At 43.4% G+C, this 20,467-nt stretch carries 20 protein-coding genes; 6 read left to right on the forward strand and 14 right to left on the reverse strand.

Features of this window, described 5'->3' with window-relative positions; genetic code table 11:
- Positions 1–357: 357 nt before the first annotated feature.
- Positions 358–519 (reverse strand): hypothetical protein, encoded by a 162-nt coding sequence (locus CWI32_RS15150; protein WP_005097451.1) that lies wholly within the window; start codon positions 517–519, stop codon positions 358–360.
- A 611-nt stretch (positions 520–1,130) separates the two neighbouring features.
- Complete coding sequence (gene yaaA / locus CWI32_RS05040; RefSeq protein WP_100534797.1) at positions 1,131–1,913, reverse strand: peroxide stress protein YaaA; 783 nt, start codon at positions 1,911–1,913, stop codon at positions 1,131–1,133.
- A 123-nt stretch (positions 1,914–2,036) separates the two neighbouring features.
- Between yaaA and CWI32_RS05045 the strand changes: the two genes are divergently transcribed.
- Positions 2,037–2,669 carry an alpha/beta hydrolase gene (locus tag CWI32_RS05045; protein WP_005097454.1) on the forward strand — a complete coding sequence of 211 codons (633 nt, stop codon included), beginning with the start codon at positions 2,037–2,039 and terminating at the stop codon, positions 2,667–2,669.
- Positions 2,670–2,812: 143 nt separating this feature from the next.
- Here CWI32_RS05045 and CWI32_RS15500 read toward each other — a convergent pair whose 3' ends face one another.
- From CWI32_RS15500 to pheA, 6 genes are all read right to left on the reverse strand, one after another.
- Positions 2,813–2,938, reverse strand: a complete 126-nt coding sequence (locus tag CWI32_RS15500; protein ID WP_345788758.1) for a GNAT family protein — start codon at positions 2,936–2,938, stop codon at positions 2,813–2,815.
- A 6-nt stretch (positions 2,939–2,944) separates the two neighbouring features.
- The gene (locus CWI32_RS15335; protein ID WP_252146095.1) at positions 2,945–3,112 is read right to left on the reverse strand and encodes a hypothetical protein; all 168 of its coding nucleotides are present in this window, start codon (positions 3,110–3,112) and stop codon (positions 2,945–2,947) included.
- Between the two features lie 119 nt (positions 3,113–3,231).
- Positions 3,232–3,594 carry a hypothetical protein gene (locus CWI32_RS05055; protein ID WP_100534798.1) on the reverse strand — a complete coding sequence of 121 codons (363 nt, stop codon included), beginning with the start codon at positions 3,592–3,594 and terminating at the stop codon, positions 3,232–3,234.
- A gap of 99 nt (positions 3,595–3,693) precedes the next feature.
- Entirely contained in the window at positions 3,694–5,940 is a 2,247-nt protein-coding gene (locus tag CWI32_RS05060; protein WP_100534799.1) for a bifunctional prephenate dehydrogenase/3-phosphoshikimate 1-carboxyvinyltransferase, read from the reverse strand.
- Between the two features lie 3 nt (positions 5,941–5,943).
- Positions 5,944–7,035 carry a histidinol-phosphate transaminase gene (gene hisC / locus CWI32_RS05065; protein ID WP_100534800.1) on the reverse strand — a complete coding sequence of 364 codons (1,092 nt, stop codon included), beginning with the start codon at positions 7,033–7,035 and terminating at the stop codon, positions 5,944–5,946.
- 66 nt (positions 7,036–7,101) lie between these two features.
- Positions 7,102–8,211, reverse strand: a complete 1,110-nt coding sequence (gene pheA / locus CWI32_RS05070) for a prephenate dehydratase (protein WP_100534801.1) — start codon at positions 8,209–8,211, stop codon at positions 7,102–7,104.
- 488 nt (positions 8,212–8,699) lie between these two features.
- On the opposite strand from pheA, the gene CWI32_RS05075 reads away from it, so the two are divergent.
- Positions 8,700–9,218 (forward strand): DJ-1/PfpI family protein, encoded by a 519-nt coding sequence (locus CWI32_RS05075; protein WP_005097462.1) that lies wholly within the window; start codon positions 8,700–8,702, stop codon positions 9,216–9,218.
- An 84-nt stretch (positions 9,219–9,302) separates the two neighbouring features.
- Here CWI32_RS05075 and CWI32_RS05080 read toward each other — a convergent pair whose 3' ends face one another.
- Both CWI32_RS05080 and CWI32_RS05085 read right to left on the reverse strand, forming a co-directional pair.
- Positions 9,303–10,445, reverse strand: a complete 1,143-nt coding sequence (locus tag CWI32_RS05080) for an acyl-CoA dehydrogenase family protein (RefSeq protein WP_100534802.1) — start codon at positions 10,443–10,445, stop codon at positions 9,303–9,305.
- 152 nt (positions 10,446–10,597) lie between these two features.
- Positions 10,598–11,941 (reverse strand): dicarboxylate/amino acid:cation symporter, encoded by a 1,344-nt coding sequence (locus CWI32_RS05085; protein ID WP_005097464.1) that lies wholly within the window; start codon positions 11,939–11,941, stop codon positions 10,598–10,600.
- A gap of 407 nt (positions 11,942–12,348) precedes the next feature.
- On the opposite strand from CWI32_RS05085, the gene CWI32_RS05090 reads away from it, so the two are divergent.
- Complete coding sequence (locus tag CWI32_RS05090; RefSeq protein WP_100534803.1) at positions 12,349–13,350, forward strand: glycosyl transferase family protein; 1,002 nt, start codon at positions 12,349–12,351, stop codon at positions 13,348–13,350.
- Positions 13,351–13,432: 82 nt separating this feature from the next.
- On the opposite strand, the gene CWI32_RS05095 is transcribed toward CWI32_RS05090, so the two are convergent.
- Positions 13,433–13,705: a YeaC family protein gene (locus tag CWI32_RS05095; RefSeq protein ID WP_100534804.1), complete on the reverse strand. Its 273-nt coding sequence runs from the start codon at positions 13,703–13,705 to the stop codon at positions 13,433–13,435.
- A 3-nt stretch (positions 13,706–13,708) separates the two neighbouring features.
- A complete protein-coding gene (locus CWI32_RS05100; RefSeq protein WP_005097467.1) occupies positions 13,709–14,647 on the reverse strand; it encodes an NAD(+) kinase in 939 nt (312 codons plus the stop codon).
- Positions 14,648–14,839: 192 nt separating this feature from the next.
- On the opposite strand from CWI32_RS05100, the gene mrcB reads away from it, so the two are divergent.
- Together mrcB and CWI32_RS05110 are read left to right on the forward strand one after the other, a co-directional pair.
- On the forward strand, positions 14,840–17,230 hold the full coding sequence (gene mrcB / locus CWI32_RS05105; RefSeq protein WP_100534805.1) for a penicillin-binding protein 1B: 2,391 nt from the start codon (positions 14,840–14,842) through the stop codon (positions 17,228–17,230).
- 14 nt (positions 17,231–17,244) lie between these two features.
- Positions 17,245–17,790 (forward strand): hypothetical protein, encoded by a 546-nt coding sequence (locus CWI32_RS05110; RefSeq protein WP_100534806.1) that lies wholly within the window; start codon positions 17,245–17,247, stop codon positions 17,788–17,790.
- Between the two features lie 58 nt (positions 17,791–17,848).
- Here the strand turns inward: CWI32_RS05110 and CWI32_RS05115 are convergent, their stop codons facing one another.
- Positions 17,849–18,748, reverse strand: coding sequence for an NUDIX domain-containing protein (locus CWI32_RS05115; protein WP_100534807.1), 900 nt, complete (start codon positions 18,746–18,748; stop codon positions 17,849–17,851).
- A gap of 138 nt (positions 18,749–18,886) precedes the next feature.
- Here CWI32_RS05115 and hemP point away from each other — a divergent pair, with 138 nt between their 5' ends.
- Positions 18,887–19,057, forward strand: coding sequence for a hemin uptake protein HemP (gene hemP, locus CWI32_RS05120; protein WP_004645578.1), 171 nt, complete (start codon positions 18,887–18,889; stop codon positions 19,055–19,057).
- 82 nt (positions 19,058–19,139) lie between these two features.
- Here the strand turns inward: hemP and CWI32_RS05125 are convergent, their stop codons facing one another.
- Positions 19,140–20,465, reverse strand: a complete 1,326-nt coding sequence (locus CWI32_RS05125) for a sensor histidine kinase (protein ID WP_100534808.1) — start codon at positions 20,463–20,465, stop codon at positions 19,140–19,142.
- Between the last annotated feature and the right edge of the window lie 2 nt (positions 20,466–20,467).

Raw genomic sequence — 20,467 nt, forward strand, 5'->3', positions numbered from 1 at the left:
TTGAGGATGTGTTAGCAACGAATATGCCAGTATAGCCATTTGACGGGTTCAAATGTTTGAACAGCTTACAGCCCCAGGGCTATGCTATAAAAACCCCAAAAAATCTAAACAAAAAAGCTGCATAACTTTTATGCAGCTCTATTTAATGATATAAATCAAATGCTTAGAAAGATGAAGTTTGCTTCATCTTTATAGGTGGCAAATTATAACACATTGATTTCTGATTGCTTCTTTGATTTTATACTTTATTTAAAATCAATCTATTTAATTCGAATATTTTTAATATTTTATTATACTTATTATTGAGTTAATTTTATTAATTACGCTAAATTGAAAAAAAGAAAATTGATGTATGTGTTAATGTCGATGCCGATTAGAGTCTAACAATTTGCTGGAGTCACGCGCTTCATTCAAGACATGACGGATTTTTTCGTATTTTCTGATTTCTGCCTGTTTATGCACGCAGAATCCTAATACACTGACCATTAACACAAAAACAGGAATAGCATGTATTTTCATTTTTATTATTCTGCTTTGTAACACTGTGCAATTATGCTAACAAAAAACCTAATAAACTTGTGACTTACTTTACATTTAACCCGATAGAATGCACTTCTTGAACCGTTTAGCGATATTTTTCTATCGCTTTATTTATTATTACTTAATTAATTTTTCATTCTTTCTCAAAAATCTATTGCGCTAAATGCTCCCCAAAGTTAATAAATTAAATATTTGAATATTAAATACTTATTTGTTTAAATAAAAATTTCTATTGAAAATAAAAATATAAAAATTAATGAAAATTCCCTGATTTAAAATATATTAACTTGAGCTATTTTATTCAGCTTTTCCCAGAAATATCAGTTTCAATTTTCTGTAAAAAAAATTCAATAGATGAGATTTTACGCATTATTTCAATGAGTTCAGCGATAATTCTAATTTTTTATCTAACTTAAAATTTGCGAAAGACGCTAAAAATCACATTTGTACCGAAGTGCAGCCAATCAACTCCCCCGTGACACTCAATATTTAAAAAACGATTAAAGCTGGATAAATAACATTTCCAATACTCATAGCTCCCAATACCGCCTAGAAACCAATTATTCTATGCGGTAGCGGAATAACGTTATTTATGCACTGATTTGTTCATCACGTTTAAATACCAATTCACCTTTAAGTGAACTATCGGCATCAAAATAATAGCCATCGGTATTGAATGCTTTGAGTTCTTCGGCACGTTCAATTCTATTTTCAACAATAAAACGTGCCATCAAACCACGTGCTTTTTTAGCATAGAAACTAATCACTTTATATTTACCATTTTTCTGATCCAGAAATACTGGCTTGATAATCTCTGCCTGAATTTTGCGCTCGTTCACCGATTTATAATATTCATCAGAAGCAATATTCACCAAGATCTCAGACTGGGCTGCGGCTAAATCTTGATTGATCAGATCAGTGATGTGATGTGCCCAGAACTCGTATAAGTTATGCCCGCGAGAATTGGCCAATTTGGTTCCCATTTCCAGACGATATGGCATCATCAGATCCAAGGGACGCAAAAGCCCATATAAACCAGACAACATACGCAAATGCTGTTGTGCAAAGTGCAGATCTTCCTGCTTGAAGCTATAAGCATCCAGACCGGTATAGACATCTCCTTTAAAGGCAAAAATAGCCTGACGTGCATTGGCTAAATTAAAATCTGGTTGCCAGTCCTGGAAACGTGCTGTATTTAAATTGGCAATTTTTTCACTGACACTCATCAAACTGGAAATTTCTGTTGCAGAAAGTGTGCGACAAGCTTTGATCAAATCCTGCGAATGTTCTAATAATCTGGCTTGAGTAAATTGGTCAGTGGGTAATGGGGTATCGTAATCGAGCGTTTTGGCTGGAGAAATTAAAGCGAGCATGGCAACCTGGTCAAAAAATGATTAATCAAACTATATCAGTCTGCTTATTTTAATTCCAATTCATGTTTTTATTCACCATAATCGTTAAAATGCGCGATTCTCCTGTTAATCATCGGTATTTATATGTCCGAGCAAATTTTCCTTCAAGGACCTGCGGGTCAGATTGAAGTTTTTGTGGATTATCCTCAGGGTGAAGTGAAAGGATTCGCGGTAGTTTGTCACCCCCATCCCTTGCAAGGTGGTACGCCCCAACACAAGGTTCCCGTTCTATTGGCACAAATGTATATGGAACGTGGCTGTGTTGTGTATCGTCCGAGTTTTCGCGGTTCTGGTCAGAGTGAAGGTATACACGACGAGGGCTTCGGTGAGACGGATGATGTATTAGAAATCATTCGGTTTGCTCGCAGTCAGCATATTGGGCTGTCTTTTTATGCGGGCGGTTTTAGTTTTGGTGCGCATGTCATGGCAAAGAGCTATGCAGCCTTACCTGTAGAACTGCAACCCAAACAAACTATTTTATGTGGCCTGCCAACTGCAACCGTTGCCGGTATTCGCCATTATGTTACGCCAGCAATTAAAGGTGATATTCTGTTCATTCATGGTGAGGGTGATGAAGTAACCCTGCTGTCGGATATGATTGAATGGGCAAAACCACAGCGTCATTTAGTGACCGTATTGCCTGGTGCCAATCATTTCTTTACCGGCTATTTAAAGCAATTGCGGATTGCAATGACTCGCTACTTAGCGCTTGGCTAGATAATACAACCCATCAGATGATGGGTTTTTTATGCTTTTCACAGCAGTTTTTCAGCTAAGTGATAAATCACTGCCCGACATTTAGCTTGTTGTACTATATCAACAATCTTTCCACCCAAACGTTCAACGACTTTTCGGCTCGCTCAATTTTCTTCGGCTACAGGATAAATTAATCGCTGACGATTTAAGTCATCAAGGGCATAACCAACCAGAGCATCAACCGTTTCACAACCATATTTATGACCATGCGGGCTTTCCTTGATCCAAATTCCAAGCTATAGCACTTCATCCTTTAAACGATCTAAACCACAAAGCCCCATAAATTTCAGACTTTCCGCATGGCGTATCACAAACACATATTCTTCATGAGCTGCCATATTCTCTAGCCATTTTTGCCATATTGTTGCAAATTCTTGTTCAGATTCTGGCAGACCCCATGTCATAAAACGCGTCAAACTTGGGATAATCGCGGCATAAGCTTCTCATGCATCTGATGCACGAAACTAGCTGAGTATCAGACACTCACTTTGGCGTTGAGATCAAATTATAGTGGAGTTATGAATTAGTTCTTCCATTCAAACTCGCTAAAGCTTTCCTGCTCTTTGAGCGAGCTTTCTACTGCTTGTGCAAGCTGATTGAGCAGACTTCGTTCGGCAATACGATCGAGCCAATCTTGTTCTTCTTCAGGATATGAGGCAATTTCACAGACCAGATGCCCCTGCTCATCTCTGGTTTCACAACTCACAGATAAGGGCAATGCATGTTCATCCACGCTCACCGCAACCTGAGCACCACTTTGACTTAAGGTCTGAAAGCCATGTTTACCTAATGTTTCGGCAAGAAAATGCGCTACATATTCCTGGGTTTCCTGACCATCCCGGGGTTGCTGGCTTTGTGTATTGGCCATGAATTTTAATTTTCGCATCGCTACATCCTAATGGCTTTTTTCTTGTATGGGTTTAGCATAAGCAATATAAACAAAACAGCCAAGCAAAAGCTTGGCTGTTTCACATAATTTTAAAAATTATTCTGAAACTTGAATAGGCAAACCTGCAATTGAGGTCAGTTCTGTAAAGGTCGGGAAACTGGTGGCTACCGTTTCCGTACCGACAATCTTGATCTGCTCCGAATTACGTAAACCGGCAATCGAAAAACTCATTGCAATGCGATGATCATGATGCGATTCAATTTCACCACCGGTAAAGATTGGCGACCAGTCACCTGATTTGCCCTTCCCTTCGATAATAATGCCATCTTCAGTTGGGGTACAGTCAATGCCCATGGTTTGCAGGCCATCTGCCATCACCTGAATACGGTCCGATTCTTTTACGCGAAGCTCGGCAGCACCGGTCAAAATCGTCTGACCTTCGGCACAGGCAGCAGCAATAAACAGCGCCGGGAATTCATCAATCGCCAATGGCACCTGATCTTCAGGCATATGAATGCCTTTAAGCGTACGCGTACCACGAATACGGATATCTGCAATCGGTTCACCGCCAGCAATGCGTTCATTTTCAACGGTAATGTCCGCACCCATCTGTTTCAGGATTTCGATCACGCCAGTACGGGTCGGGTTGATACCAACAGCCTCTAAGGTCACATCCGAATTTTCAGTAATCGCAGCGCCGACCATAAAGAAGGCCGCAGAAGAAATATCAGATGGCACCTGGATATTGGTTCCGACCAGCTTTCCACCACCTTGTAATGAAATACGATTGCCTTCGGTTTTCACCTCATAACCAAATGCACGCAACATACGCTCAGTATGGTCACGGGTTGGTTCAGGTTCAGTCACTGCGGTTTCGCCATTTGCCCATAGGCCCGCCAGCAAAATACCTGATTTTACCTGCGCTGATGCCATTGGCAAATCGTACTGAATGCCTTGTAGTTGCTGGTTGCCTGTAATCGAGACAGGCGGAGTTCCACGTTCACCCGTGGTCTGAATCAGTGCACCCATTTCACGTAAAGGCTTGGCAATACGTTCCATTGGGCGTTTAGATAGGGATGCATCACCGGTCATCACTGAATCAAATTTCTGCGCTGCCAGCATACCGGACAGCAAACGCATTGAAGTACCTGAGTTGCCCATATAAATGGCAGACTGTGGCGCTTTAAGACCATGCATACCGACGCCATGAATGGTGACTTCACCATTTTTAGGGCCTTCGATGCTGACGCCCATATCACGAAAAGCCTGCAAAGTTGCCAGTGCATCTTCACCTTCAAGGAAACCAGTCACATGTGTTGTACCTTCAGCGATGGCACCAAACATGATCGAGCGATGTGACACAGATTTGTCACCTGGCACGGTAAATTTACCTTGAAATGTCTTGGCACCCGGCTGAATGGTAAATTGTTGTGTCACTTTATTTTTCTCCATGAAAGGTTTCTTGGCGAGCATATGGTTGAAATGCTGGCGAGCTGCCTGCGCATGACCCAATAAGCCCATCAATGCTTGGGAATCTTCATCTTCGATCAATTTGCGAATCATCGCGAGCTGCTGTTCAAAGCCATCTACGGCATTCAGAACTGCTTTTTTGTTGGCAAAAAAGATGTCATGCCACATTTGTGGATCACTGGCGGCAATCCGCGAGAAATCACGGAAGCCACCGGCAGCATAACGAAATATGTCTAAGTTGTCTTCACGTTTGGCCAGTTGTTCGACCAGATTAAATGCCATTAAATGCGGAAGATGACTGGTATGTGCCAGCACTTCATCGTGCTTGTCCACATCCATGCAAATCACTTCGGCTTTGGCCGCTTGCCACAGTTGAATCAGCTTCTCCACGGCCCAATCGCTACTGCTTGGCAGTGGCGTCAAAATTACCTTGTGATTGGCAAATAGATCGACTTTTCCTGCATGTACACCGGTATGCTCTGCACCTGCAATCGGATGACCCGGCACAAAACCTGCTGGAAGCTGGTCACCAAAGACCGCTTTAGCCGCATCGACCACATTACCTTTGGTACTTCCCACATCAGTAATAATGACATTTTCCGTCAAATACGGCTGAATCAGCTCAAGTACTTTTTGTGTGGCACGTACCGGCAAAGCCAGAACAATCAGATCTGCACCTTTGATTGCATCTACAGGATCGGCATAGCCTTCAGAAATCAGACCAAGTGCCTTGGCATCTTCCAAAGTCTTGGACGAACGTGTCGATGCCACAATGTCATTGGCCAAGTGCTCGGCTTGAATGACACGCGCCAGGCTTGAACCAATCAGTCCAAGCCCGATAAATGCAACTTTTTCAAACAATGGCTGCGACATGAATTAAGCTTTTGCCTCTAAACCCAATACTGTAGCAAGCGCGCTTAAGAATTTCGCGTTTTCTGCTTCAGTACCAATCGATACACGAATGTGGCTGGAAATACCGACCGGACGTACAATCACCCCTTGTTTCAGCAAACCGTTGAAGGTTGCTGCTGGGTCTGCCTGTACATCAACCAGAATAAAGTTAGCACGAGAAGGCACATAGTTCAGACCCAAAGCCTTAAAACCTGCTTCAAGTTGCGCCATACCGGCTTTATTTACTTCGCGAGAACGCGCGATAAAGTCTTCATCTTTCAGTGCAGCCACCGCAGCGACCATGGCCAAATGATTGACGTTAAATGGCTGACGAATACGGTTTAAATAATCGGTCACTTCAACCGATGCCAAGGCAAAACCGACACGCAGTGCAGCCAGACCATAGCACTTCGATAAAGTACGGCTGACAATCAGATTTGGATATTGTTGCAGGAATTTCAGGCTATTGAAATTTTCCGGGAAATATTCCACATACGCTTCGTCTAGCACCACAATTACATTTGCAGGAACTTTTTGCATGAAAGCTTCAAATTCAGCTTCTTCGAACCAGGTTCCGGTTGGATTGTTCGGGTTTGCAATGAAGACGAGTTTGGTATTGTCCTGAATGGCAGCCGCCATTGCTTCCAAGTCATGCGAGAAGCCTTTTGCTGGTACTTCGATCGCTTGTGCATTAATGGCTTGAGTCACCAATGCATAAACTGCAAAGGCATGCTGGCTATACACCACCGAATCATTTTCTGAAACGAATGCGCGGGCAAACATTTCCAGTAAGTCGTTTGAACCATTCCCCAAGGTAATTTGATCGTGATTAAAACCAAACTGGGCCTTAATCTGATCTTTCAGGATAAAACCACCACCGTCCGGATAACGGCCAATTTCAGCAATTTCTGCAGCTACTGCTTCTTTGACTTTATCTGAACAACCCAGCGGGTTTTCATTTGAAGCCAGTTTGACGATATCGGTAAGCCCCAACTCGCGCTCAAGTTCACTGATCGGCTTACCCGGTTGATATGGCTTTAATTTTGAGATGCCTGAATTGGCTGGAACAAACGACATTTTAGACTTCCAATTTTAAGTATAAAACAGTGGTCAGCACCCTCGCCCTGACCACGGATAGCTGACTTAAAGTACAGCTGCAGGATATGAACCGAGTACGCGAACTTCTTTGACCAAAGGACGAATTTCTTCAATGGCTGCTTTCACGTGTTCCTGCTCAATATGGCCTTCAAGATCAATGAAGAACACATAAGCCCATTTTTCAGGAAGTGCAGGACGGGTTTCAATACTGGTCAGACTGATATTGTGCTTGGCAAATGGCGCCAGAATTTCCAGCAATGCACCAGCACGGTCATGTGCAGAAATCAGTAATGAGGTTTTATCATTGCCACTTTGAGGCACTTTTTCACGGCCAATCACCAAGAAACGTGTGGTATTTTCCGGATTGTCCTCAATATTGCCATGCATAATTTCAAGATTATAAATACTTGATGCAATTTCAGAAGCAATCGCAGCAGAATGCCATTCATTTTGAATACGGCGCGCAGCCTCAGCATTAGAATTTAAAGCCACACGTTCTACACCCGGATAATGCGCGTCTAGCCATTTACGACATTGCGCCAAAGTCTGCTGATGTGCATAAATCTGTTTAATACTGTCTTTACGGGTATTTTCAGAAATCAGAAATTGATGATGAATCGGCAATTCAACTTCGCCAATCACATTCAGGTTCGAAGTTTTAAAACAGTCCAGGGTATGATTGACTACACCTTCAGAGGAATTTTCCACCGGCACCAAACCATAATGGGCACTGCCCGCCTCGACTTCACGGAAGACTTCATCAATTGTCGGTAAAGGTCGAACCACCGCATCATGACCAAAGTGCTTGAGTACCGCAGAATGGGTATAGGTTCCGACTGGCCCTAGAAACGCAATACTTTGCGGAGCTTCAAGCGCAAGACAAGCGGACATGATTTCACGGAACAGACGTGCCATGGTGGTGTCGGACAATGGCCCTTCATTACGCTCCATGACATTGCGCAACACCTGTGCTTCACGTTCTGGGCGGTAAAACAGCGGACTTTCTTCTGAAGCAAACTTTGCTTTTGCAACTGCTTCAGCCAAACGTGCCCGGCGGTTAATCAATTGCTGGATTTGCTGATCAACAGAATCGATATCCTCACGAATTTTTGCCAAATCAAGAGAAGTCGTGGTGTTTTGATCGTCGTTGATCATTGTTATGTCGCCCTTCATAAACCTTATCTGTTCAGTATAACAATAGTGAGCTTTAAAATGTTACGCAATATGACATTGCTAGATTAAGTCTTAAAAACAGACAGTTGGTTTTAACCACTCATCGCTTTTAGTCATATCTGGTAACATTTAGTTCAGCATTTTGGCTTGATTTACATTATCAAATTGTAAACTTAGCCTCTCCATCTTAACTGATTTTAATGAATATGAAATATCACTATTTCTTAATCTATATAGCGGTTTTAAGCATAAGAAAATTAAAATAATAGCTTTGTACTTGTCTTTTTTGACCTATTAAAATCTGAGATATCTTTCACAATAAAATGCACGCTCCTCACGCTCATCTCTCTTATTTAATATTGATTTTCCTAAATTTTTTACATGAAATTACTACTCTGTTACAAAGTAGAGACGTTTTTTCAACCTTTAACAGCTAGTCTAATTTAAATCATGAGTTGGGGGGATCAATCATGCCAAAAAGAATAGCAGTACTTATAACAAATAATTTTGAAGACCAAGAATACCTAGAGCCAGTGGCTGCCTTGCTGGCTGCCCATCATAGCGTCTGCAATATCGAACTTAACGCAGGCAAAGTGGTCTATGGGCTGCATGGCTGTTCTGCCGTGACCATCGACCGTGGCATCGAACAAATCAGTATTGATGACTTTGATGCCTTGCTGATTCCAGGGGGCGAATCTGCGGTTTCTCTCTCTACCGATGTTCGGGTGCTACAGTTCATCCATGCCTTCAATCAGGCCAAAAAAGCTATTTTCAGTTTATGTGATGCATCCTTATTACTGTGTGAAGCAGATGTGCTGAAAAATCGGATTATTACCAGTATCCGGGCGCATGCGAGTCGCGTACAGCATGCGGGTGGAACCTATTATGATGTAGAACTGGTGAATGATAATAACCAGTTGATCTCATCGCGCCTGCCCAATGATCTGCCCATTTTTATTCATGAATGTTTGAATGTCTTGAAATCATAAAATTTAAAACAGAGTCACGGCTCTTTGCTATAGCTTGCCTGTAAAAAAAGAGTCCTTAAAAAGGACTCTTTTTTCATTAATAAATTAACGTCCTAACAGACCACGCGCTACAATTTCTTTCATGATTTCATTGGTACCGCCATAAATCCGTTGAATACGGGCATCGACAAAGAAGCGTGAAATTGGATATTCAGTCATGTAGCCATAACCACCAAAGAGCTGAAGCAGATTGTCAGCAATCTTCATCTGCATATCGGTAGAAAAACTTTTCAATGCCGCTGCAGTTTCGACATCCAGTTTCCCTTGCATATAAAGCTCAAGATTCTGGTTATAAAAAGCTGCGGTCGCCAATTCATCAATTTTCGCTTGTGCCAAAACAAAACGAGTATTCTGGAATTGACCGATGGCCTGACCAAAAGCCTGACGCTCTTTCACATATTGCGTGGTCACATCAATAGAACCACGAATTGCACCCAAGGCTGTTGCTGCGATGGCGGTACGCTCACGCGGTAATTCCTGCATCAAATAAGCAAAACCCTGCCCCGGTTGACCGAGCAACTGGTTTTTCGGCACCTTGACATTGTCAAAGAACAGTTCCGAAGTATCTTGCGCATGCAGGCCAATCTTGTCCAGATTAGTGCCTTTTTTAAAGCCTTCCAGATGCGTGTCGGCCAGTAACAAAGAAACGCCTTTGGCACGCGCTTGCGGATCGGTTTTGACTGCCAGTACCACCAGGTCTGCATGCTGACCATTGGAAATAAAGGTTTTTGAGCCATTTAATACATAGTAATCATCCTGCAAGATGGCACTGGTACGCATGGCTTGCAAGTCTGAGCCGGCACCTGGCTCGGTCATACCAATCGCACCGACCACTTCACCGCTCACCATTTTCGGCAACCAGTGTTTCTTCTGCTCTTCAGTTCCAATGTGCAAGATATAGGGTGCAGCAATATCCGAATGACAGGACAATCCTGTAGAAATGGCACTGTATCCGGCACGTGCAGACTCTTCAATCAGCATCAATGAATAATCGGTTGGCACCCCATAGCCGCCATATTCCTCCGGAACATCGACACACAAGAAACCATTTTCACCAAGTGCATTCCAGACTGAACGTGGCATCAGGCCTTCGTGCTCCCATTGTTGATAATACGGTGCGACATGTTCATTCATAAAGCGTTTAAAATTGTCGCGGAATAATTCTAGATCGGCATCGTAGGCAAGCATTCGGTTGTCCTTATACTGTTTATCGTTTTATTTCCTGTTTTACAGACTATCTACTTTCAGCTTTACTGTCATGTACTGGCATCTATCTTTTACTAACTTTGCAGTCAATAAAAAAGGAAGCCGAAGCTTCCTTTTTCTTTCAAACATTAGAATTAATGGGCGTTATTGCCTTCTTGCGCCATTTTTTCATCAATTTCTGATGGATTTGCCAATGCATAGTTCAGCTTGTCCATATCGAGCTGGCCTACCCATTTTGCAACAACCAAAGTCGCCAAAGAGTTACCCACCAGATTGGTCAAGGCACGCGCTTCAGACATGAAACGGTCAATACCGAGAATCAAGGCCAGACCTGCAACAGGAATATTACCCACAGCAGCCAAGGTTGCTGCCATCACAATAAAGCCAGAACCCGTGACACCTGCCGCACCTTTAGATGAAATCAACAGTACCAGAAGAAGGGTAATCTGATGAGACAAATCAAGTTGTGTATTGGTCGCCTGCGCAATAAAGATCGCAGCCATGGTCAAATAGATTGAAGTTCCATCTAGGTTAAATGAATAACCGGTTGGAATCACCAGACCTACCACTGATTTTTCAGCACCAGCAAGTTCCAGTTTTTTCAACATACGTGGCAATACTGATTCTGAAGAAGAAGTACCCAGTACAATCAGCAGTTCTTCACGGATCAGGCGAATCATCTTCATGATACTGAAACCCGCAAAACGCGCAATTGAACCCAGTACGATGAAAATAAACAGTACGCAGGTGATATAGAAACAAATGATCAACTGTGCCAGCTGAGCAAGCGAACCAATACCATATTTACCAATGGTAAAGGCCATCGCACCAAATGCACCGATTGGCGCCAGTTTCATTATCATGTTCACAATATTGAAGAATACATGTGAAATCTGGTCGATGAGTTTCAGGACTGGCTTGCCTTGATCACCCAGCTTATGCAGCGCGAAACCAAAAATGATCGCGAACAACAGAACCTGTAGAATTTCGCCTTCCGCAAATGCGCCTACCACCGTATTTGGAATGATATTCATCAGGAAGTCGATCGTCGACTGTGACTCACCTGTAGCGACATATTTGCTGATGCCCGTGGTATCCAGTGATGCAGGATCAACGTTCATGCCTACACCTGGCTTGACGATGTTAATCACCACCAGACCGATGACTAACGCAATCGTGGAGACGATTTCGAAGTAAAGTAAAGCAACACCACCAGTTTTACCCACTGATTTCATGCTTTCCATACCCGCAATACCGCTGACCACGGTACAGAAAATCACCGGTGCGATGATCATTTTGATCAGGCGGATAAATGCATCACCCAGCGGTTTAAGCTGTTCACCCAAGCCAGGAACATACTGTTCTACACCATTGATAATTTGCGTACCACTCGGCGAGAAATGCCCGACCAGAATACCTGCAATAATAGCCACAATCACCTGAAAATACAGTGACTTATAAATCGGTTTTTTCGCCATAATAAATCTACTTGAACGATATCTGAAAATAAAAAGACCATTTTGAGAAATGCACTGATCTGTTCATCTGCTCTGAAGATGAACTGGATCAAATCTCAATAGGCTCAAGAGAATGTTCAAAATGAAAATCAGCCACGCATTCAATCTGACGCGCAGCATCAGACCAAAGTATTAAATGGGAGAAAGAGATTAAGAAAACTTAAACAAACTCTAAAAATTGTCTGAATTTTACTGAAAAATCCCATTAAATGTGCATAAAGTCTTATGCAATTGCCTGCTTTTTGCTCGCATTGAATTAGACATTAGTCGATAATCAGATTTAAATGCCTGTTTTCCGTATACTGAAAGCTTTGTTAATTTTAGACCCTCCTCATTGATCCCAATATTTGCTGCAAGCTGTATAAGTTATGAATACCAAAAGAAATATTTATAGAGATTTCGAACATCCCTTTGCCCAATATGTACGCATCGTGGGTAAGGGGAAAAATGGCGCCCGCTCCCTCAGCTATGATGAAGCCTATCAAGCCTTCGGCATGATTTTGAAGAATGAAGTGCTCGATGTGCAGCTCGGTGCTTTCTTGATGTTATTGCGGGTCAAGGAAGAATCGGTAGATGAATTGGCCGGTTTTGTTCAGGCGACACGTGACCAGCTTAATTTCAAAACACTGGATGTTGATCTGGACTGGTCTTCCTATGCGGGCAAGCGCAAGCATTATCCATGGTTTATTCTGGCGGCACTGACGCTGGCCAAGCATGGCTATAATATTGTGATGCATGGTGCCTCGGGTCATACCATGAACCGCGTTTACACCGAACAGGTGCTCACTTACTTAGGCTATCCAATCTGTCAGAATGATGCCGAGGTGGAACAGCAACTGCAGCAACAGCATTTTGCTTATATCCCGCTCGACGTGATTTCTCCAATTCTGGCGGACCTGATTGCGCTGCGAAATGTCATGGGTCTACGCTCACCGATTCATACCCTGGCGCGTCTGATCAATCCCTTTAATGCCAAAGCGACCCTGCAAGCAATTTTCCATCCAGCGTATCGTGGTTCGCACCAGCAAGCCGCTTTTCGTTTAGGCTATAAAAATAGCGCTGTGATTAAAGGTGAAGGTGGCGAATTTGAACGTAATCCGGATGCCAAAACCTTAATTTGTGGCATTAAAGATGGCGAGCTGTATGAGCATGAACTGCCAAAACTGACGGATAACCGCAGTCCAATTGAAGAAGAACTGGATCTCGCGCGATTTAAAGCCGTCTGGGAGGGTCAGCAAAGTCATGAGTATGGTGAAATTGCAGTAATAGAAACCATGGGGATTGCACTTTACACTATGGGCGTGTATGACAGCTTTGAGGCTGCGATGCAAAAAGCTAAAACATTATGGGCAAATCGCCACACGGTTTAATCTTTTGAGCACAAAAAAAGCATTGTTCAGGCACTGAACAATGCTTTTTTTAAATGCCAAACGACTGACACGACGTCAGTGCTTAAACAAAACGGATTGGCTTGAATTCAGGTTCATTTTTGTGATGATCATCATCACATTCCTCACCTTCTTCTTTCGTGCCGCGATCGATATATCCGCTGCGTTCAGTTTCAGGCAGGTTTTTCATTTCCCAGGCATAGACTGCCTGCATACAAGTCTGGCGTTGTTCCTGAGTTAGGGCTACACCATTTGGCCACTTTCCAATTTCAATTGCTGTTCTTAGGCGTTCAACAATCTCAGGATTGAGTACGGCAAGCATTTGTTCAATATTCATGATTTAATCCTGCTTAAAATAATCAAAGTCCTGATTCCACCCCAGTTTGGTTCGACAGGCATTATAAAAGTCATAGCCCGGTGGATGCAGAAGATTCAGTTTAAAGGGATGCTTGCGAATATGGACGCTATCGCCAACATTCAAAGACACACTGTGTTGTCCATCCGCACTGACCATCGGCAGTACGCGATTTTCACGAATCAGTAATTTAATTTCGCTGTGTCCACCGACCACAATCGGGCGTGAAGACAAGGTATGCGGATGCATCGGCACCAGCGCAATCGCATCCATACTCGGATGGACAATTGGCCCGCCCCCAGAAAGTGCATAAGCCGTAGAGCCGGTCGGCGTCGATACAATCAGGCCATCACTGTGCTGACGATAGACATACTGTCCGTCAATATTCAGTTCAAAATCGATCATATGCACCGATTTTCCTGAATGCAGTACCACATCGTTCAGTGCAATCGCATCGTAAATCACTTCGCCTTTGGAGCGAATTTCGACTTCGAGTAAAAAACGTCGCTCAGTCTGAAAATCACCTTTTAACACCTGATCCAACTTAAAGATGACTTCGGTTGGCTTAATGTCGGTTAAGAATCCCAGACGCCCCCGGTTAACGCCGATCACAGGAGTATTGTACTTGACCAGTGCGCGTGCTGCATGCAAAAGCGAACCATCCCCTCCTACCACAATGACCAGATCAACGACTTCACCAAGTAAAGCACGACTGACAGTTTGGGTATTGTTATATGGAACGAGTTCAGCTGTCGCTGCATCAAAAACAGGATGTAAGCCTAAATTCAGAAGATGATCATGAATAAGACATAAGGTTTCAACCACCGATGATTTATCAGGACGTCCTATTAACCCGATATTTCGAAAGGTTTTATGGGAAATTTGCACCAGTGTCGTCGCTCCGCTACGGATCTTGCATATCATAGCATTAAGCTATACCTGGATGATAATTTATAACAGGATGCTAGCTCGTCGCAAATTATTTGAAATATATTTGAATTAAGGAGAAATTGTGGGCTTTGATTTTAATTTTAAGCGCATTTATTGATTAAATATTGCAAAATGATTAAAAGCTTCGCATGATTAGCACAATTTCACAGGATCTTATAAGTATTTATGAAATCTGAACGTGGCATGGGGTTTTTTGCCTTAATTTTCTCGATTTTAGTCATTTCCATCTTTGTCGTATTTAGTATTTACCTGATTAAATTAGATAATATTGTACGCGAAAAATTTGAAGGTCAACGCTGGGATATTCCGGCGAAAGTTTTCGCACGTCCAATGGAAGTGTACGTCAATGCCCCAGTCAGTCAGCAGGATTTCCAACAAGAATTAAAATTACTCGGTTATAAAAACTCGGATAGTTATGCCAAGTCGGGCAATTTTGTCACTACGGGAAATACTTTATATGTACATACCCGTGGCTTTGATTTTGGTGATCGGGTTGAACCGGAACAAGTTCTGAAAGTGAGTTTTAATGCTAACCAAGTGACTGAGGTCAGCGCCACCAAGCCATCTTCTAGCGGTATTGCCCGACTGGAACCCTTATTGATTGGTGGAATTTATCCACAGCATAACGAAGACCGGGTACTGATCAAACTGAATAAAGTGCCTAAACCATTGATCGAAGCGCTCATCGCAACTGAAGACCGTAAATTCTATGAACACCATGGCGTATCTCCACGCGGTATTGCACGTGCTGTTGTCAGTAATATTACCGGTGGCAAACGTCAGGGTGGCTCGACTTTAACCCAGCAACTGGTGAAAAATTTCTATTTAACGCCTGAGCGTACCTTAAAGCGTAAAGTCAATGAAGCCTTTATGGCCATGCTGGTTGAATTACATTATGACAAGAATGAAATTCTGGAAGCTTATCTAAATGAAGTGAATCTCGGCCAAAATGGTAACTATTCAATTAATGGTTATGGCTTGGCTTCTCAGTTTTATTTTGGTCTGCCACTGCGTGAACTGAATATTTCCCAGCAGGCTTTTTTAGTCGGTCTGGTACAAGGCCCGAGTCTATATAACCCATGGCGTAATCCTGAAAGTGCGAAAAAACGCCGTGATATCGTCCTGAATAATATGCTGGTGATGGGCTATCTAAGCCAAGAACAATATGAAAAAGAAACCGCACGTCCATTGAACGTGATTTCAAAACCAACCTTGGGCCCTGCACGTTTCCCGGACTTCCTGGATATTGTGCGTCGTCAATTACGCACTGACTATCAGGAAACTGACCTGACCAATCAGGGTCTGCGTATTTTCACCACGCTGGATCCTTTGGCTCAAACCCGAATTCAGGACAGTTTTAAGCAGACAGTCGCACGTTTAACCAAATCTAATCCGGGCCGTTTAAAAGACTTGCAGGGTGCAGTTTTGGTATCGCATCCGGAAAATGGTGAACTGGTTGCAGCAGTCGGCTCGACTCAAGACTTTACCGGTTTTAACCGTACAGTAGATGCCAAACGTCAGGTGGGTTCATTATTAAAGCCTGTGATTTACCTGAGTGCACTGGAATCAAATCGTTACCATTGGGCCAGTCCGATTGAAGACAGTGAAATTAGTGTACAAAGTGATGGTAAGACCTGGACGCCGAAAAACTACAGTGGCCGTGGACATGGTGTCGTACCGATGTCACAAGCGCTGTCACAATCCTATAACCTGTCTACTGTACGTTTAGGACAAGAATTTGGTCTGTCTACCTTTATTAATCATCTGAAAAAATTTGGCGTCACTTCCGATATTCCATCCTATCCGTCTATTTATTTAGGTGCGGTGGATATGTCGCCAATGGAGGTGATGAATATTTATGGTAACTTCGCCACAGGTGGCTTTAAATATCCAACCAAGTCAATTCGTTCTGTGGTCGATGCCAATGGACGGATACTCGACCGTTATAGCTTAAGCGTACAACCGACCATTGACCCGGCTTCAGCCTATGCCCTGAATTATGGCCTGCAACAGGTCATGTCGAGTGGTACAGGCCGCGCAGCTTATAACAGTCTGCCGAGTAATCTGAATCTTGCAGGTAAATCAGGCACCACCAATGATAGCCGTGATTCATGGTTTGCCGGTTATTCAGGTAACTATATGACGGTGGTCTGGCTCGGTCTGGATGACAATAAAGTCACTGGCCTAACCGGTTCCTCGGGTGCTCTTCCGGTCTGGATCAATGTCATGAAACAGCTCCGCCAGAAACCTGTCAATCTGCCACAACCCAATGAAATTCAATGGCATTGGCTGGATCGTTATACCGGTCATTTATCTGCCCAAGGTTGTGAAGGTGCCATGTATATTCCGATTTCACGTCATGCCCTGCCAAATCAGGCAACTGCCTGCGGCATCTCGCATTATGTGACAGAACCTTATGATATTGATTCAGAACCTGCGCAATCTGATGCTGAACAGGATGATATGAGTCGCTACATACAAGAAAGTGAAACAGAAATAGAACGTGATCTTGAGAGCGAAACCCGTATTATCGCCAGTGGAAGTTATAGCCATTAATTGAGTCTATGTTTATGTTAAGAAAAATCCTCCCTGGTTTGCTCATCCTCAGTCTGGTGGGCTGCCAAAGTATATCTGAGCCAGAAAAGCCAGTTACCCCTGCCAAGCCTGCGACGGAAAAACCTAAGGCAAAAACACCAGACGGCGTAGTGGTTACGCCTTATGACCGGCCTGACATCAAACGTCAGAAAATTGTCATTCCTGAACAGAAGCCGAAAAGCCAAAAGTTTGATGATGGACGTAATCTGCCGGCTTTCAAGAGTCTGATGCAGCAAACCCAGCAGGCCTATACCAAGCAGCAGTTTGCTCAAGCTGAAGCTTCTGCAACTCAGGCACAGCGACTGGCACCTCAGGCACCGGAAACCTATTTATACCTGGGCATGATTGCCAACCGTAAAAATCAGCCAGCAAGCGCCGATGCTTTTGCCTTACGCGGCCTGAGCTATGCCCAATCCAATGCCATGAAAAAACAGCTTTGGCAAGTGCGCCTTAAATCTGCTCAGTTGCGGAAAAATGCTAAAGCGATTCAGCAAGCTCAACAGGCACTGAAAAAGCTTTAAAGTCATTCCCTACAGAAACACACTTACTAATAGAAAGCTTATTTTCTAGATATAGCGTTTAGATATAGCGAATGCCGGCAATGCCATAAGCATGCTGGCTTTTTGCATAATCGAGTTCTTCAGCTTTCATTCCGCCCAAAGCAAAAACCGGAATCTGTACCTGCTCTGCCATTTGCTTGAATTGCTCCCAGCCTAGCGCAGGTGTGTCCGGATGCGTTGTAGTCGTCAGTACCGGACTCAGTAAAGCGGCTTCACAACCGATTTGTTCTGCATGCATTAAAGCGCTCAGGTCATGGCAAGCTGCCAGATAGCGATAACCAGATTTCAATTCACCTTGTTTCAGGTTCATCAGTTGATTCTGTTTTAGATGAATCGTGCGAATCGTCTGCTGCTGCAATTCATTCAGTTGGGACCAAAGCTGCTGATTAATGATTAACTTGGAGAGCTGATCTACCGGATATTGCTGTAATTGCATGATCCGCTCAGGCGTCGCTTCCACGCGCCAATACAACATTTGATCTGTATCCAGACTTGATAAGATATCCAGATCTTCAGCAATCTTGATGCGCTGCGGCCATTGTAGCTTTTGAATCATTGACTGATTGGCTTTCGGAAAATTCAGCTGACTAAGTTCTTCCCGGCTGTACCAGCGCCAAGGCTGTTTAATTTCAGCCAATTGAGCAGGCTGTATTGAAGCATGGAAAATATGCAAATTGACGATGAGATCTTCATATTCATGGGAGATAAAATCAGAAGCATGCCAGCGTTCAATATCCACACCGACCTCTTCAATTACTTCACGGCGGCAGGCTTCGACTGGTAATTCGCCCTGTTCAACTTTTCCGCCTGGAAATTCATATTTATTGCCCTGATGCTGCTTGGCTTCACGCCAGCCGACTAGAACCTGATTTTGATAAAATAAAAGCGCAATTGCGACATGAATCGTAGCTTTAGTCATGATGTACAGAACCGTTAAAGTTTTACAGATTGTAAGCAAATTAGAGTTTTTTATAAATTGCTCAATATTTCGTTGACAGACCTATTCGATAATGATTATCATTTAAATCAATCCAAAACACACCACGGAGTCGACGGAATGAACGCCCCATTTAGCCTATTTACTCGTAACAATGATACTCACCATGCCTTGCCAATGCTGCACTCCAACAATCTGTTTGCACTGGGTCGTGAAATCCGGATCATGCATGCCGGTGAAGAATACCGCTTGCGCCTGACCCGCAACAACCGTCTCATTCTGACCAAATAATTAAATCAGTTCTAATAATAACAAACGTGGGAAGCAGCAGTATGAATCAGCGCATACTGCTTTTTAGTTTTTTAATCTCTGATTAGGATTCATGTTTAAAACTCAATGATACTTTAAGCCCCCCCAAATCTGACGGCGCATAATCAATTTTAGCTGCATGCAGTGCCATAATTTTCTGGCAAATGGACAAGCCTAAACCTGAACCCTGAGTTCGCGTACCCAAAGCCCGATAAAAACGTTCACCTAAACGTTCCAGTACATCATTAGCAATCCCCTCTCCTGAGTTTTCAATCAGTAACTGTATCTGATGCTGCTCAACAACCGTTCGGATCTCGACCTGTCCCTGCGGCGGCGTATAACGAATAGCATTGTCGACCAGATTGCGAATACAACTAAAAATCAGTTCTGGATTCGCTTCAATCACAGCACCCTCAAGGTTTAGGTTCCAATGAATATCTTTTTCTTCTGCAAAAGGCTGCAATGCCTGCAAAGCCTCCTGAACCAGATTTTTAAGATTAATCGTTTGCGTTGGTAATTGCTCTGTGCGCTCCGGATCGAGTCGTGCCAGCAAGAGTAAATTTTCCAGCACCTGCGTACCGCGGTTGACATCATTCTGGATCAACTGCAATGCCTGAGGAAGCTGTGCATCATCTTGATATTTGCGTTTTAGAACCTGTAGACGCATTTGAATCGCAGACAGTGGCGAACGCAGCTCATGTGAAGCATCTGCAGTAAAACGCTGTTCGGCAGCCAGTGACTTTTCCAGCCGGCCGAGCATGGCATTCAGTTGACGTACAATCGGTTGCAGTTCAGTGATTTCAGGGTCAGGTGTTTTAATAGGACTTAGATCCTGAGCAGTTTTAGAACCGATTTCCCGGGAAATCTTGTTTAATGGCTGTAACTGGCGTCTGATCGCAACACGCAAAATCAGCCATTGCAATAACCAGAGTATCAGTAAAATTCCGGCAAAACTGAAGGTGGTTTGCCATAACTCGTTAAAACGTACCGATAAAGGCTGCAGTACTTTGGCCTGCAAGCCATCCTCTTTAGCAGTTAAAATCCGGATAAAACGGCCATTTTCATAAGCAAACTGAAAGCCACTGTGTTCATTAACCCGCACACTGTTAATCAAATCATCATCGATGGACGTGGTCAAAATATCCTGATTGAGCAATAGCGCATATTGAATATCGAATTGCTCGCTGATTTCATCGACCTGATCACCTTTGGCCTGTCTGATATCACCAAGTAAGAGCTCGGAAATCTGTTCCATCAAATCATCATGCAGCTGAATGGCTTGATAACTTGAAACCCCGAGTAACAGCAACCACGCCAACAATCCTGCCAGCATGGAGCTCAGCATGGCATTCTTGATCAGGCGAGTTTGCAGGGAGACTGGTGCAGACATAT

Origin of the sequence: Acinetobacter pseudolwoffii, assembly GCF_002803605.1 — a bacterium.
GTDB lineage: Bacteria > Pseudomonadota > Gammaproteobacteria > Pseudomonadales > Moraxellaceae > Acinetobacter > Acinetobacter pseudolwoffii.